The 14,538-nt window shown below is 44.6% G+C and carries 12 protein-coding genes; 11 read left to right on the top strand and 1 reads right to left on the bottom strand.

Translation table 11 applies throughout. The features are described 5' to 3' along the window. The first annotated feature begins 7 nt into the window (after positions 1–7). The 11 genes from murE to lpxC all read left to right on the top strand — a co-directional run bounded on the left by murE (position 8) and on the right by lpxC (position 13,578). Positions 8–1,492 (top strand): UDP-N-acetylmuramoyl-L-alanyl-D-glutamate--2,6-diaminopimelate ligase, encoded by a 1,485-nt coding sequence (murE, locus tag OCU48_RS11230; protein WP_141344942.1) that lies wholly within the window; start codon positions 8–10, stop codon positions 1,490–1,492. After that, positions 1,492–2,853, top strand: a complete 1,362-nt coding sequence (locus tag OCU48_RS11225; protein ID WP_141344943.1) for a UDP-N-acetylmuramoyl-tripeptide--D-alanyl-D-alanine ligase — start codon at positions 1,492–1,494, stop codon at positions 2,851–2,853. The genes murE and OCU48_RS11225 overlap by 1 nt, the downstream gene beginning before the upstream one ends. Then, positions 2,850–3,932: a phospho-N-acetylmuramoyl-pentapeptide-transferase gene (gene mraY / locus OCU48_RS11220; RefSeq protein WP_141344944.1), complete on the top strand. Its 1,083-nt coding sequence runs from the start codon at positions 2,850–2,852 to the stop codon at positions 3,930–3,932. The genes OCU48_RS11225 and mraY overlap by 4 nt, the downstream gene beginning before the upstream one ends. Positions 3,933–3,935: 3 nt before the next feature. Further along, positions 3,936–5,264 (top strand): UDP-N-acetylmuramoyl-L-alanine--D-glutamate ligase, encoded by a 1,329-nt coding sequence (murD, locus tag OCU48_RS11215; protein WP_141344945.1) that lies wholly within the window; start codon positions 3,936–3,938, stop codon positions 5,262–5,264. 58 nt (positions 5,265–5,322) lie between these two features. Next, positions 5,323–6,594 carry a cell division protein FtsW gene (gene ftsW, locus OCU48_RS11210; protein ID WP_141344946.1) on the top strand — a complete coding sequence of 424 codons (1,272 nt, stop codon included), beginning with the start codon at positions 5,323–5,325 and terminating at the stop codon, positions 6,592–6,594. Continuing rightward, a complete protein-coding gene (gene murG / locus OCU48_RS11205; protein ID WP_141344947.1) occupies positions 6,594–7,670 on the top strand; it encodes an undecaprenyldiphospho-muramoylpentapeptide beta-N-acetylglucosaminyltransferase in 1,077 nt (358 codons plus the stop codon). Before ftsW ends, murG begins: the two co-directional genes overlap by 1 nt. Positions 7,671–7,700: 30 nt before the next feature. Further along, on the top strand, positions 7,701–9,161 hold the full coding sequence (gene murC / locus OCU48_RS11200; RefSeq protein ID WP_141344948.1) for a UDP-N-acetylmuramate--L-alanine ligase: 1,461 nt from the start codon (positions 7,701–7,703) through the stop codon (positions 9,159–9,161). Positions 9,162–9,287: 126 nt separating this feature from the next. After that, positions 9,288–10,085, top strand: coding sequence for a cell division protein FtsQ/DivIB (locus OCU48_RS11195; protein WP_141344949.1), 798 nt, complete (start codon positions 9,288–9,290; stop codon positions 10,083–10,085). Beyond that, complete coding sequence (gene ftsA / locus OCU48_RS11190; protein ID WP_119009693.1) at positions 10,066–11,331, top strand: cell division protein FtsA; 1,266 nt, start codon at positions 10,066–10,068, stop codon at positions 11,329–11,331. The genes OCU48_RS11195 and ftsA overlap by 20 nt, the downstream gene beginning before the upstream one ends. A 30-nt stretch (positions 11,332–11,361) precedes the next feature. After that, positions 11,362–12,567, top strand: coding sequence for a cell division protein FtsZ (gene ftsZ, locus OCU48_RS11185; RefSeq protein WP_141344950.1), 1,206 nt, complete (start codon positions 11,362–11,364; stop codon positions 12,565–12,567). 93 nt (positions 12,568–12,660) lie between these two features. Continuing rightward, complete coding sequence (gene lpxC, locus OCU48_RS11180; protein WP_141344951.1) at positions 12,661–13,578, top strand: UDP-3-O-acyl-N-acetylglucosamine deacetylase; 918 nt, start codon at positions 12,661–12,663, stop codon at positions 13,576–13,578. Between the two features lie 255 nt (positions 13,579–13,833). On the opposite strand, the gene OCU48_RS11175 is transcribed toward lpxC, so the two are convergent. After that, the gene (locus OCU48_RS11175; protein ID WP_141344952.1) at positions 13,834–14,289 is read right to left on the bottom strand and encodes a DUF721 domain-containing protein; all 456 of its coding nucleotides are present in this window, start codon (positions 14,287–14,289) and stop codon (positions 13,834–13,836) included. Positions 14,290–14,538 lie beyond the last annotated feature (249 nt).

The following is a 14,538-nucleotide window of genomic DNA, read 5'->3' as shown; positions in this document are numbered from 1 at the left end:
AAATAGTATGAATGTTCAATGCACATTACAGCATCTAGTTCAGCCTTGGCTGAATAACCTCAGTGACAAACTGGCTAAGATCTCGGTGTCAGATTTAGAGCTAGATAGCAGGCAAATTCAACCGGGCTCAACCTTTATAGCCATTAAAGGGCATACCGTTGACGGTAGGCGCTTTATTTCAAATGCGGTAAAAGCCGGAGCAACTTTAGTGATTGCTGAAAGTAATGAAGATTACCCTCATGGCAGTAGTGTTTGGATGGATGATACCCCGGTGTTGTATCTGGACAGCCTGAATCTCAATCTATCTGCGATAGCGAGCCGTCTATATCATTTTGATAATATGGATCTTATTGCTGTTACTGGTACAAATGGCAAAACGACGATTACACAAATTATCGCTCAGTGGCTAGATAGCGTAGGCAGGCAAGCTGCGGTTATGGGCACGACAGGTAACGGCTTTCTCTCTTCTCTTACAGAGGCAAAAAATACCACAGGTAGCGCAATTGAAGTGTGCAAAACACTCTCACAATTGAGTGAACTGGGCGCTGATATTACTGCTCTAGAAACTTCTTCCCATGGCTTAGTTCAGCATCGTATTAAAGCGTTAAAATTTGTGGCTGCTGTGTTTACCAACCTCAGCCGAGATCACCTTGATTATCATGGAAGCATGGCCGAATACGCGAAGGCAAAATTGAGTTTATTTACCGAGCATTCATGCAAACACAAGATAATCAATGCCGATGATTCTGTAGGTCAGGAGTGGTTAGAACTATTACCTGATGCGATAGCCGTATCTTTACTAGAAAAGCCTCAAGCTAAGCAGTATATGTACGCGAGCAATATCCGTTACTCCGAGCAGGGTATAGAGATTAACTTTGATAGTAGTTGGGGTACTGGAGTGCTAAAGGCTCCGCTCATTGGTGAGTTTAATGCAAGTAACCTACTACTGGCCTTTACCACTCTTCTTAGTTTAGGTTTTAATATCAGAACCTTACAAGAGGCAGCAACACAGCTGGAGCCTGTCATTGGTCGTATGGAACTCTTTCAAACGGCTGACAAAGCTAAAGTAGTGGTGGACTATGCTCATACTCCAGATGCATTGGAAAAAGCACTGTGCGCCTTGCGAGTACATTGTGAAGGTCAGCTGTGGGCAATCTTTGGTTGTGGTGGCGATAGAGACAGTGGCAAGCGACCAATGATGGCACAGGTTGGTGAACGGTTTGCCGACCGCATTATCTTTGCTGACGACAATCCGCGTAGTGAGGATCCAGCTATTATCATCCAAGACATGTTAAAAGGCGTTTCAAATCAACAATCTGTGACTGTTGAACATGATAGATTCAAAGCCTTGTCCTATGCTATTGAACAGGCAACACCTAAAGACATCATTTTACTTGCCGGTAAAGGGCATGAGGATTATCAAATCTTAGGAGATGACACTATTCATTACTCTGATCGTGAGTCGGCAATGACCTTGTTGGAGCTAGTTTAATGATAAGCACTCAATTATCGGATATAGCCACCGCGATAGATGGACATTTGCTTGGAAGTAATTTACTGATTGAGTCAGTTTCCACTGATAGTCGTAACATTGGCAGCAACGGGTTGTTTGTGGCTTTGGTTGGAGAGCGCTTTGATGCTCATGATTTTTGCAAGCAAGCGGTAGAGCAGGGCGCTGTTGCTTTATTGGTAGAGAAAGAACTTCCATTGTCTGTTCCACAACTTATTGTCGAAGATAGTAAGTTGGCCTTGGGAAAAATAGGTGCTTGGAATTTTGCTAAAACCGATATGCCCAAAGTAGCGATTACCGGAAGCTGTGGCAAAACTACAGTCAAAGAGATGCTTGCCTCTATTTTATCTTTAAGAGGTCAGGTTTTAGCTACTGCTGGTAACTTCAACAACGATATCGGGGCTCCACTTACTTTACTACGCGCCACAAAGCAGCACGATTTTTCTGTGATTGAACTTGGTGCAAACCATGAGCACGAAATTGAATATACAGTGAACTTAGTTCAGCCTGATATTGCTTTAGTGAATAATGTCGCGGCAGCTCATCTTGAGGGGTTTGGCTCGATGCAGGGTGTTATGCGAGCCAAGGGAGAGATATTTTCTACCTTAGATGACGGTGGCCTTGCTTTGTATAACTTAGAGAGCCAAGGCGGAGAGTTCTGGCAAACCTTGCTTGAAAATAAGCGAGTACAAACCTTCTCTTTAGATAACTCGCTGGCAGAGTATTATGCTGGCAATATATCTATAGATAGCAATGGGTTAGCGAGTTTTCATTTGCATACTCCATTTGGTATGGCTGAAGTGAAACTTGGGGTAGTTGGACGTCACAATGTGGCGAATGCTGTCGCGGCAGCAGCGATTGCCTTGAATATGGGAACAGAACTGCCAACAGTGGTTCGTGGGCTCGAATCTGTTGCTCAAGTTAAAGGCAGAGTTGCAGTAGAACAACTGACTGACAAAATCCGTCTTATTGATGATAGTTATAATGCTAGCGTACCTGCGATGAAGGCTGCGGCTGACTTGCTTGGCACGTTCGAAGGAAGCCGTTGGCTGATCTTGGGATTTATGGCTGAATTAGGTAAAGAAAGTCTTGAACTTCATCGGCAAGTCGGTGAATATGCAGCAAAATTTGGGTTTGAGCACGTGCTGACTTATGGGGATGACACTAAGATAATTAGTGATGTTACTCATGGACGTCATTTTGATGATCATCAAAGTCTAATGGCTTTTATTGAACAGCAACTCTCTACTCAACCACACACTCAACATACTTTGCTCGTTAAGGGCGCAAATAGTGCGCAGATGAGCAAGATTGCCGCTGCTTTGAAGGAGAAGCTTAAATGATTATCTGGCTAGCGGATTTACTACAGCCTTACTTTTCGTTCTTTCGTCTTTTTGATTATCTTTCTTTTCGTTCGATACTCAGCATTATAACTGCATTAAGTCTATCCCTATGGATGGGACCTAAGCTGATCCGACGCTTGCAACTATTGCAAATCGGTCAGGTAGTACGTCATGACGGCCCTGAGTCACACCTAAGCAAGCATGGTACACCTACCATGGGCGGTGTGATGATTCTCGCCGCTATTACAATTACGGTATTGCTGTGGGCGAATCTTTCTAACCCCTACGTATGGGCCGTGCTTGCAGTATTACTTGGCTATGGAGCGGTAGGTTTTGTGGATGATTACCGTAAGGTGGTTCGCAAAAATACGGATGGCTTGATAGCTCGTTGGAAATATTTCTGGCAGTCAGCTATCGCCATTGTTGTTGCTTTTGCGCTTTATGCCCATGGTAAAGATACCGCTGCCACTCAGTTAGTTGTGCCATTTTTCAAAGACATCATGCCTCAATTAGGTCTGCTTTATATTGTTCTTACTTACTTTGTTATTGTTGGTACGAGTAATGCGGTAAACCTAACCGATGGCTTGGATGGTCTAGCGATTATGCCAACCATTTTAGTTGCAGCAGGTTTTGCTGTTATTGCGTATGCGACGGGCAACGTCAATTTCGCGCAATACCTGCATATTCCTTATATTCCCTACACCAGTGAACTAGTGATCTTTTGTACCGCTATTGTCGGTGCAGGCCTTGGATTCTTGTGGTTTAACACCTACCCAGCCCAAGTATTTATGGGCGATGTGGGCTCTCTTGCACTAGGTGGTGCCTTGGGCACAATCGCAGTTTTGGTACGCCAAGAGTTCGTATTGGTCATTATGGGTGGTGTCTTTGTAATGGAGACCCTATCAGTAATCCTTCAGGTTGGTTCTTACAAACTGCGTGGGCAACGAGTGTTTCGCATGGCGCCAATTCACCATCACTATGAATTAAAAGGCTGGCCTGAGCCTCGCGTTATTGTTCGTTTTTGGATTATCTCTATCGTGCTAGTACTGATTGGTCTGGCTACCCTGAAGGTGCGTTAATCCATGGTTCAATGGCAAAGTATTCGTGATGTCGTTGTCGTAGGGCTTGGGATCACTGGTTTGTCTGTGGTTAGGCATTTGCAAAAGATTTCTGAGCAACTGGACGCGCCACTGAACATTCGAGTCATTGATACTCGACCTGTGGCGCCCGGTGCCGAGCAATTGTCTGATGATGTTTCACTGCATAGTGGTGGCTGGAATCAACAATGGCTCAATGAGACGGATCTTATCGTAGCAAGTCCAGGTATTGCACTTGCTACGCCACAATTGACTCAAGCTATGAGCTTAGGTGTACCGGTTGTTGGCGATATTGAGTTATTTGCTTGGGCAGTGGATAAGCCTGTGTTAGCGATTACTGGCTCTAATGGCAAAAGTACTGTTACTGATCTTACGGGCGTTATGGCTAACGCAGCTGGTGTGAAAACAGCGGTTGGTGGCAATATCGGCGTACCTGCACTTGAATTGCTCAATAACGATGCTGACTTATATGTACTTGAATTATCAAGCTTCCAACTTGAAACAACTTCTAGCCTAAAACTGCGGGCAGCAGCGTTTCTCAATCTATCCGAAGACCACATGGATAGATATGAGGGCATGCATGACTATCGAAAAGCTAAGTTACGTATTTTTGAACATGCAGAGATTAAGATCGTTAACGCTGATGATAAGGCAACCTATCCAGAGGATATCGACGGACTGATAGAGTTTGGTGTTGCCACTGGTGAATATAAGCTTTCTGAATATCAAGGTCAGACATGGTTAACTAGCCATGCACAGCGTCTTCTAGCAGCGAATGATCTCTCTATAGTCGGTCAGCACAATATGCTCAATGCAATTGTTGCTATTGCACTACTGGAGTCTGCGGGTATCAAGATTGAATCTTCACTCGATGCGTTAAGATGTTACACCGGCCTGACACACCGCTGTCAGGTGGTCAGTCGTGAAAACGGTATTATTTGGGTCAATGACTCTAAAGCGACCAATGTCGCCAGCACATTAGCCGCTTTAAAAGGGCTAAAAATTGCTGGACGTTTGTATTTACTTGTTGGTGGTGATGGTAAAGGCGCTGATTTTAGTGAACTTAAACCGGCTCTTGCCTCCCTAGATGTTGAGCTTTGCTGTTTTGGTGCTGATGGTAAACAGTTGATTTCATTATCTGAAAACAGTGTTTACTTTGATAGCATGCAAGAAGCGGTCACTGCCATTCGACACAAAGCTAAAACAGGTGATATGGTGATGCTATCTCCAGCCTGTGCCAGTTTTGACCAGTTTGCCAATTTTATGCAGCGCGGAGATGTGTTTACTCAACTCGCTCAAACGCAGGATGCTTAGCATCCGCTATGCGTAGCAGGATGCAAATCAATCTAGAGATTAGGATAAAGTGAGAAATATGCGTTGGCTCTCTCGTTTCCATGGAAAGGAATCGACTCCCACATTAAGCTCTGAGCAAGATTCCTCTGAAGAGTCGCTAGACGGCGCTCAGCAATACCCAACATTGCCAGTGCTATTTGATAGGCAACTAGTGTGGCTATCACTAATTCTTATGTTGATAGGGTTGGTGATGGTGACGTCTGCTTCGCTACCTGTCAGTTACTCTCATTATGGTTATCCTTTCCATTATGCGATTCGACATGCCTTTTATTTGTGCCTTGCATTAGGTGTGATGGGCGTTGTCATACACATACCAACACATTACTGGCTAACGCATAGCTCTAAATTATTGTTTACTTGTATGTTTTTGCTATTGCTGGTGCTGTTTGCTGGCAAGTCGGTAAATGGTGCGTCACGCTGGATCCCTCTTGGTCCTATCAACTTTCAGCCTGCTGAACTGGCCAAGCTAGCACTGTTTATCTTTATGGCGAGCTATCTATATCGTAAACAGCAAGAAGTAAGAGCGAGCTTTAAGAGTGGTTTCTTCAAGCCATTTGTAGTCTTTGCCTTGTTGGCGGTCTTACTCCTTGGGCAACCCGATTTAGGTACAGTGGTTGTGATGTTGGTAACGGTCTTCGGTATGTTGTTCATTGCGGGGGCCAAGCTTTGGCAGTTTCTTGCGCTTGTATTTGCAGGGATTATGGGCATCGGTGTTTTGATCTTAATCGAGCCATACCGAATGAAGCGTGTGACCTCCTTCTTAGATCCATGGGAAGACCCTTTCGGTAGTGGCTACCAATTAACCCAATCATTGATGGCATTTGGCCGAGGCGAGTGGTTTGGTCAAGGGTTAGGGAACTCAATTCAAAAGCTTGCCTATCTACCGGAAGCACATACTGATTTCGTATTTGCCGTGATGGGGGAAGAGTTAGGCTTTATTGGTGTGACAGGTATTCTGCTATTGATCTTTGCACTAGTGTTTAAGACGGTATTTATAGGTAAACGAGCGTTTGATGCAGGTGATGTGTTTAGCGGTTATCTCGCGTTAGGTTTTGGTATCTGGTTTGCCTTTCAGACCGTAGTCAACGTTGGCGCAGCTGCGGGTATGGTGCCAACCAAAGGTTTGACCCTGCCATTAATTAGCTATGGTGGCTCGAGCCTTATCATAATGTCCATCGCAGTAGCTATCGTAATTCGAATCGATCATGAGCATCGAGTTCAAGATTATAAAGAGTCGTTACAACCAGACGACGTGAAGCAAGATGAAGTGAAACAAGGCGTAGCCCAATAATGACGAATAATAAAAAGCGACTCTTAGTGATGGCTGGTGGTACTGGCGGGCACGTTTTTCCGGGACTTGCAGTGGCGAAATACCTGCAGCAACAAGGATGGGAAATCCGCTGGTTGGGTACTGCAGATCGTATGGAAGCCGACCTTGTACCAAAGCATGGTATTGAGATTGATTTCATTAAGGTTAAAGGATTGAGAGGGCAAGGCTTAGGTAAGTTAATCAAGGCACCGTTTCAGATTATTAGTGCTATTGGCCAAGCCAAAGCACACATTAAACGTTATAAGCCTGATGTGGTTTTAGGAATGGGTGGCTATGTTAGCGGGCCTGGTGGCATTGCTGCACGTCAGTGCGGTATACCATTGGTTTTGCATGAACAAAATGCAGTTGCTGGCCTAACCAATGGTTGGCTGGCAAAGGTGGCAAGCAAGGTGTTCCAAGCTTTTCCAGGTGCATTCCCGAATGCAGAAGTCGTTGGTAACCCGGTTAGAACTGATGTGGTAGCGCTTGAATCACCAAAGACAAGATTAGCTTCAAGAGAAGGTGATATTCGAATTTTAGTAATGGGTGGCAGTCAAGGTGCTCGCATTTTGAATCACACATTGCCACAAACCATTGCAGATCTAGGCTGTGGTTATACAGTTTGGCACCAAGTGGGAAAAGATAACTTTGAAGATGTAGACTCTCGCTACAATCAAGCGGGCGTTCAGCAAGTAAAAGTCACCGAATTTATTGATGATGTGGCGGCCGCATACGAGTGGGCTGATCTTATTGTATGTCGCTCTGGGGCGTTGACCGTTTCTGAGGTTTCAGCTGCGGGTTTGGCCGCAATTTTTATTCCGTACCCGCACAAAGATAGACAACAAGCGCTCAATGGAGACTACCTAGTCGACGCTGACGCTGCAAAAATGATTGAGCAGCAGAACCTTTCTGTCGCCAAGTTAACACAAACAATTCAGGGGCTAGATAGAGCCTCATTGCTCGAGATGGCAATTAAATCACGCCAAGCAGCCAAGCTTGATGCTGATAAAGTGGTTGCAGAGGCAATAGTTGCTCTGAGCAACCACAGTGATAAATAATCTCGAATAATACTGAGCAAGAGAACAATTATGGTAATCGAACACAAACAAGATTTGGCGCACATCCGAGCTATGATCCCTGAGATGAGACGCGTGAAAAGCATTCACTTCGTCGGTATAGGCGGTGCGGGTATGAGCGGTATCGCAGAGGTATTGCTGAACGAAGGTTACACCATCTCCGGCTCAGACATTAGTCAAAATGCAGTGACAGATCGACTACAGAGTAAGGGTGCGACCATTTTCATTGGTCACGACCAGAGCAACGTCGAGAACGCCAGCGTGGTTGTTGTATCTACGGCTATAGATCAGGGTAACCCAGAACTTGTTGCTGCTAAGTCTTTGCGTATTCCGGTTGTGCGTCGTGCAGAGATGCTTGCTGAGATTATGCGCTACCGTCACGGTATTGCAGTAGCGGGGACTCATGGTAAAACAACAACTACTGCTTTGGTGACTCAGATTTATTCTGAGGCCGGTTTAGATCCTACGTTTGTTAACGGTGGTCTAGTGAAGAGTGCAGGAACCAATGCTCGCTTAGGTTCAAGCCGTATTCTTATTGCTGAAGCTGACGAGAGTGATGCATCCTTCTTGCACCTACAGCCTATGGTAGCGATCGTCACTAACATTGAAGCCGACCATATGGATACTTACGGTGGTGACTTTGAAGTACTGAAGCAAACCTTTGTCGACTTTCTACATAAATTGCCATTCTATGGGCAAGCAATAATGTGCATTGATGACCCAGTTATTCGTGAGATGTTGCCAACTATCAGCCGTCAGATCATTACCTATGGTTTTGCTGATGATGCAGACGTTAAGATCGTGAATTATCGTCAGCAAGGGCAACAGAGCTTCTTTACGGTAGAACGTGAAGGTAGAAATGACCTTGAGATCACGCTAAACATGCCAGGTAAGCACAATGCGCTGAATGCGTCAGCTGCGATTGCAGTTGCGACCGAAGATGATATCTCTGATGAAGCAATTCTTTCCGCTTTATTAGCAACTCAAGGTACGGGGCGTCGATTTGAGCATTTAGGCGAATTTGCAACGGGTAATGGTACTGCCATGCTGGTGGATGATTACGGTCATCACCCTAGTGAGGTTGATGTCACCATTGATGCTGCGCGTGCTGGCTGGCCGGATAAGCGCTTGGTAATGGTATTTCAACCACACCGTTACAGCCGTACTCGCGATCTTTACGATGATTTTGCCAATGTTTTGGATAAAGTTGACGTACTGCTGATGCTCGACGTTTATTCTGCTGGGGAAGGACCTATTGCAGGGGCTGACGGACGTTCTTTATGTCGCACTATTCGAAGCCGAGGGCGTATCGAACCTATCTTTGTTAAAGAACAGGATGAACTACCGAAAGTGCTAGCCAACTTGTTGCAAGAAGGTGATCTTGTTCTCACTCAGGGCGCTGGTGATGTAGGAAAGGTTGCTAAAAGGTTGGAAAAGTTAGAACTTAACATCAGAGCAATGCAAAAAAGCTAGTTTCCTGATCGAAATATCCGTTATTGCTATGGAAAGATAATGTCGGGCAAGTATAATCAGTCAATAGTTATACTTGCCTGTAAAGGGTTATGTGCCGTTAATTAGGAAGTCGACGACATTACAAAAATGGAATCTACATTAGACGTCGAAACCGAATATAAACAAAGGCCTAGGTTCAAATTTTCTTGGGTTGATGCGAGTTTTTTAATGTTCGTAGTCGCTTTGATTGTGTTTGGTATTTTTTCCACAGTTGCATGGATGCGAGACAGTGGACGACTCCCCCTTTCTCAATTTGTCCTTGAAGGTGAACTTGAATATGTGCACAGCACTGATGTGCAGGGTGTGTTATCGCATATTCATCCATTCGGCACATTTATGACTCAGGATGTTAATCAATTGCAAACAGCTGTTGAATCTCTGCCTTGGGTTGCGAGTGCCGCCATTCGTAAGCAATGGCCAAACACCATTAAGGTGTTTTTGATGGAGCACCACCCAGCAGCAATTTGGAATGGTAATGCGCTTCTAAACAGTAACGGTCAGATATTTTATGCCGATGTTGGGCAGTTGCACCAACAAGACCAAGAAATCGTTAAGCTTTATGGCCCTGAGACCGAAAGTGAAAAGGTGCTAGACACTTGGCGAGAAATTAAGCCGCAATTTACTAGTCTCGGCTTACAGATCACTTCAGTAGTGCTGAATGATAGACATGCTTGGCAGTTGATATTAGACAATGGCATCCGCCTTGAATTAGGTAAAGATGCATTAGAAGAAAGAATTCAGAGGTTTGTTGACCTATATCACCACATGGATGAGAGAGTTCAACAGATCAGTTATATAGATTTAAGATATGACACCGGAGCCGCCATTGGCTGGCTAACGGAAGACCAAAGGCAAGAGAGTAGTAATGACCAAGGGAACGGATGACAACCTGATTGTTGGTCTGGATATCGGTACAGCGACTGTTTCAGCGCTAGTAGGCGAAATTCTTCCAGACGGACAAATCAACATTATTGGCGCTGGTAGCAGTCCATCCCGTGGAATGGATAAAGGTGGGGTGAATGACCTCGACTCTGTGATCAAATCAGTTGAACGAGCAGTGAATCAAGCTGAACTGATGGCTGAGCATAAAATCACCAACGTGTATCTATCCATCTCAGGTCAGCATATTACCAGCCGCATTGAAAAAGGCATGGGCACTATCTCTGATGAAGAGGTATCTCAAGAAGATATGGATCGTGCTATTCATACTGCTCGTTCTATCAAAATTGGTGAAGAAGAACGCATCCTGCATGTTATTCCACAAGAGTTTAAAATCGATCACCTTGGTGGGATCAAAAATCCACTAGGGCTTTCAGGTGTACGTATGGAAGTGAGCGTGCACATGATCTCTTGTCATAACGATATGGCACGCAATGTTATCAAGGCAGTAGAGCGTTGTGGGCTTACGGTTGAGCAATTAGTCTTCTCGGGTCTTGCGGCAAGTGATGCAGTTATTACTGAAGATGAAAAAGAACTGGGTGTATGTGTCGTAGATATCGGCGCAGGTACCATGGATGTAGCGCTTTGGACTGGTGGTGCATTGCGTCACACAGAAGTGTTTTCTTACGCAGGTAATTCTGTAACGAGTGATATCGCGTTTGCCTTTGGTACTCCGATTAACGATGCCGAAGAAATCAAGGTCAAATATGGCTGTGCTATGAGTGAACTGGTGAGCAAAGATGACACAGTTAACGTTCCTAGCGTTGGCGGTCGTCCATCTCGCAGTTTACAAAGACAAACCTTATCTGAAGTGATAGAACCGCGTTATACTGAGCTTATGGGTTTAATAAACCAAGCGATTGAAAACGCTCAAAACAAAATGCGAGAAAATGGTGTCAAACACCATCACATCGCCGCTGGTATCGTGTTAACCGGTGGCGCATCGCAGATAGAAGGTTTAGCTGAATGTGCAGAGCGCGTATTTGGCAATCAAGTTAGAATCGGTAAGCCTACAGAAGTAAAAGGCTTAACAGATTACGTAAAAGAGCCGTACCACTCTACGGCAGTTGGTTTATTGCATTATGGCAAAGACAGCAGTTTTAATGATGAAGGCGAGTATTCGGAACCGAAACAGTCCTCTCTAACTGGCCTGTTCAGCAAAATGCGTAATTGGATACAAAAAGAATTTTAACCTGGATAAACAGGAAAACGGAGAAAGCACATGTTTGAACCGATGACGGAAATGAATGACGAAGCCGTAATTAAGGTCGTTGGTGTTGGCGGTGGCGGCGGTAATGCCGTAGAACATATGGTGCGCGAGTCCATTGAGGGCGTAGAATTCATCAGTGTTAATACCGATGCACAGGCGTTACGTAAAACTAGCGTGAGTTCTGTTATTCAAATTGGTACAGATATCACTAAAGGTCTAGGTGCGGGTGCGAACCCTCAGGTAGGTCGTGATTCAGCACTTGAAGACCGTGAAGCAATCAAAGAAATACTAACGGGTGCCGACATGGTATTTATCGCAGCAGGTATGGGCGGTGGTACAGGTACAGGCGCAGCTCCTGTTATTGCAGAAATTGCTAAAGAGCTTGGTGTTCTTACAGTAGCTGTCGTGACTAAGCCATTTGGTTTTGAAGGCAAAAAACGTCTATCATTTGCAGAGCAAGGAATCGAAGAGCTTTCAAAGCATGTTGATTCGTTGATTACTATTCCAAATGAGAAGCTACTTAAGGTGTACGGACGTAATGTGACCCTTTTGGAAGCATTTGGTTATGCAAATGACGTTCTTAAAGATGCGGTACAAGGTATTGCAGAATTGATTACTCGTCCTGGTATGATCAACGTCGATTTCGCGGATGTTCGCACCGTAATGTCTGAGATGGGTCAAGCTATGATGGGCAGTGGCATATCTACTGGTGAAGATCGTGCAGAAGAAGCAGCAGAAGCCGCTATTTCTCACTCTCTACTAGAAGATATCGATTTAGCTGGCGCACGTGGTGTACTTGTTAATATTACTGCGGGCATGGATATGCGTCTGGATGAGTTCGAGATTGTGGGTAACACAGTTAAGGCATTCGCGTCAGACAATGCTACAGTTGTTATTGGTACTTCTTTAGATCCTGACATGTCTGACGAATTCCGTGTGACTGTTGTTGCAACAGGTATCGGCAACGAGAAGAAACCTGAGATTACTTTGGTTGGTGCAGCGTCTAAACCTAAAGCGGTTACGACTCCTGAGCCCCGCGTTGCAGTAGCAACGAAGGCAGAACCAGAAATGAAGATTCAACCAGCAGCGGTTAAGCCAAAAACTGAACCAACGGTGTCTCGTCCAGCAAGTGGTGCGGGACAGCAGGCAGTAAACTCAGGTCAAACTGAGAGTGCATACCTTGATATACCGGCGTTTTTGCGCAACCAAGCCGACTAATTGTTCAATTTTTTGACAATTGTCAAAAAACTGGTAGGATGTGCGACCAAGCTGATAAACAGCTAGCAAATTTGCTTTAATGAGAGGTATTGCATGATTAGGCAGCGTACTTTAAAAGAGATTGTCAAAACAACTGGAGTGGGACTGCACTCTGGGCGCAAAGTGACATTAACGCTTCGCCCTGCAGCAACTAATACAGGTGTTATTTACCGTAGAACAGATCTAGAACCTGCAGTGGACTTCCCTGCGGATGCTAACTCTGTACGCGATACAATGCTTTGTACAGCTCTTGTTAACGATGAAGGCGTGCGCATTTCTACCGTTGAACACTTGAATGCCGCGCTTGCTGGTATGGGTATCGATAATATTATTATCGAGGTAGATGCACCTGAAATCCCTATTATGGATGGCAGTGCTAGCCCATTCGTATACTTGCTGCAATCAGCGGGTATCCAGGTACAAAATGCAGCTAAGCGTTTCATTCGAATCAAAAAACCAGTTCGTGTAGAAGATGGTGATAAGTGGGCAGAACTTGTTCCTTATGACGGTTTCCGCCTGGATTTTGAGATCGAATTTGAGCACCCAGCGATCGATTCAGATGAGCAACACATGTTGTTCGATTTCTCTTCGAAATCATTCGTCAAAGAGATCTCTCGCGCTCGTACTTTTGGTTTTATGCGTGATATTGAGTACCTTCAGTCTCAAAACCTATGTCTAGGCGGTAGCTTTGACTGTGCAATCGTATTGGACGAATACCGAATTCTTAACGAAGACGGCTTACGTTTCTCTAATGAGTTTGTAACTCACAAAGTACTTGATGCTATTGGTGATATGTACATGTGTGGTTCTCCTATCGTAGGTGAATTACGTGCATTCAAATCGGGTCATGGCCTGAATAACCAACTTCTTCGTGCCGTTCTTGCTGACCAAGAAGCATGGGAATGGGCTACCTTCGAAGAAGAAGCTGGCTCACCAGTGGCATTTGCTGAACCAAATATGGTTCTAGCGTAATTGCTACCTAGAAAGTATTCTAATAAAAAAGCAGCCAATGGCTGCTTTTTTTGTATCTGATTTTCTTAACTGATAGCTGATAGCCTGACTTTCGAGGCTTCGTCGTGCCCGAGTGCTCTTATCGGGCATCTGTTTCTATAAGAGGTCCCCGATAGAAGTGCTCGAGGACGACGGTTTGTTTGGCGTATGTATTTCAATGCCTACTAGAATGTCATATCCGAGGTGTGTATCAAGGTTAGGCTGAAAGCTAATATCCTACTTCTCTGCGAGCTTCGCTATATTCTGTAATCGTTGTTTGATCTTGTCTGGAGCCATTTCGGCTAGCATATTCAAATTATCTGCTGTGCTTTGTGATAGCGGAGGACGAGAAGGGGCTTGTTTCTCTGCAACGAACAATTGATCGCTTTTATAGAGGTCGGGACATACCTTTACTTCTATATTAATAAGACGGGCAAAGCCTTGCTGTCTCAATTGGGATAGTAAGTACAAGCGGTCATAGTTAAGCTTCATCATGATCGAGGCATTTGCGACCTCTAGAATTAACTGACTACCACGACAGTTAGCTACACGACAATAACGCCTGATCTCTTTTGGAAGTAAATCAAGAACGGTGTTATTCAATTTATTGATGGTAGCAGCATGCTCTTGGATTGAACCAAGTTTGGTGTTCTTGATAACGTCTTCAGTGAGTGTCGGTCTATGGTCTCGCACAGCTATGCCTTAATGAAGGGTAACAGGGTAATTTTATCACGCCTCGGCCTTTGATTCGCTTTATCTTTAGTCAATACGCAGGAAAAAGTAGAAGCTTGTTCAAACTAAACCAGTTTCTAATGGTGGACAACATCAAAATTTCATACACTAGAGCGCATTAAATCTAGCTTGAAGCTTGAAATTGCTTGCTTTGAACTCAATATAATTAGCACTCGCTTAATAGATAGACAAGCTGAACAAGTATTTTGG

It is taken from the genome of Vibrio inusitatus, from assembly GCA_024346935.1.
Taxonomy (GTDB): domain Bacteria; phylum Pseudomonadota; class Gammaproteobacteria; order Enterobacterales; family Vibrionaceae; genus Vibrio; species Vibrio inusitatus.
The sequence above is the reverse complement of the archived record's forward strand: the minus strand, read 5'-3'. Positions and strand labels throughout refer to the sequence as shown.

Bases quoted from the DNA above. Each gene is read 5' to 3' on its own strand.
- lpxC (WP_141344951.1), top strand. From the start codon at position 12,661: ATGATTAGGCAGCGTACTTTAAAAGAGATTGTCAAAACAACTGGAGTG.
- murD (WP_141344945.1), top strand. From the start codon at position 3,936: ATGGTTCAATGGCAAAGTATTCGTGATGTCGTTGTCGTAGGGCTTGGG.
- murC (WP_141344948.1), top strand. From the start codon at position 7,701: ATGGTAATCGAACACAAACAAGATTTGGCGCACATCCGAGCTATGATC.
- OCU48_RS11225 (WP_141344943.1), top strand. From the start codon at position 1,492: ATGATAAGCACTCAATTATCGGATATAGCCACCGCGATAGATGGACAT.
- murG (WP_141344947.1), top strand. From the start codon at position 6,594: ATGACGAATAATAAAAAGCGACTCTTAGTGATGGCTGGTGGTACTGGC.
- ftsA (WP_119009693.1), top strand. From the start codon at position 10,066: ATGACCAAGGGAACGGATGACAACCTGATTGTTGGTCTGGATATCGGT.
- murE (WP_141344942.1), top strand. From the start codon at position 8: ATGAATGTTCAATGCACATTACAGCATCTAGTTCAGCCTTGGCTGAAT.
- mraY (WP_141344944.1), top strand. From the start codon at position 2,850: ATGATTATCTGGCTAGCGGATTTACTACAGCCTTACTTTTCGTTCTTT.
- OCU48_RS11195 (WP_141344949.1), top strand. From the start codon at position 9,288: ATGGAATCTACATTAGACGTCGAAACCGAATATAAACAAAGGCCTAGG.
- ftsW (WP_141344946.1), top strand. From the start codon at position 5,323: ATGCGTTGGCTCTCTCGTTTCCATGGAAAGGAATCGACTCCCACATTA.
- ftsZ (WP_141344950.1), top strand. From the start codon at position 11,362: ATGTTTGAACCGATGACGGAAATGAATGACGAAGCCGTAATTAAGGTC.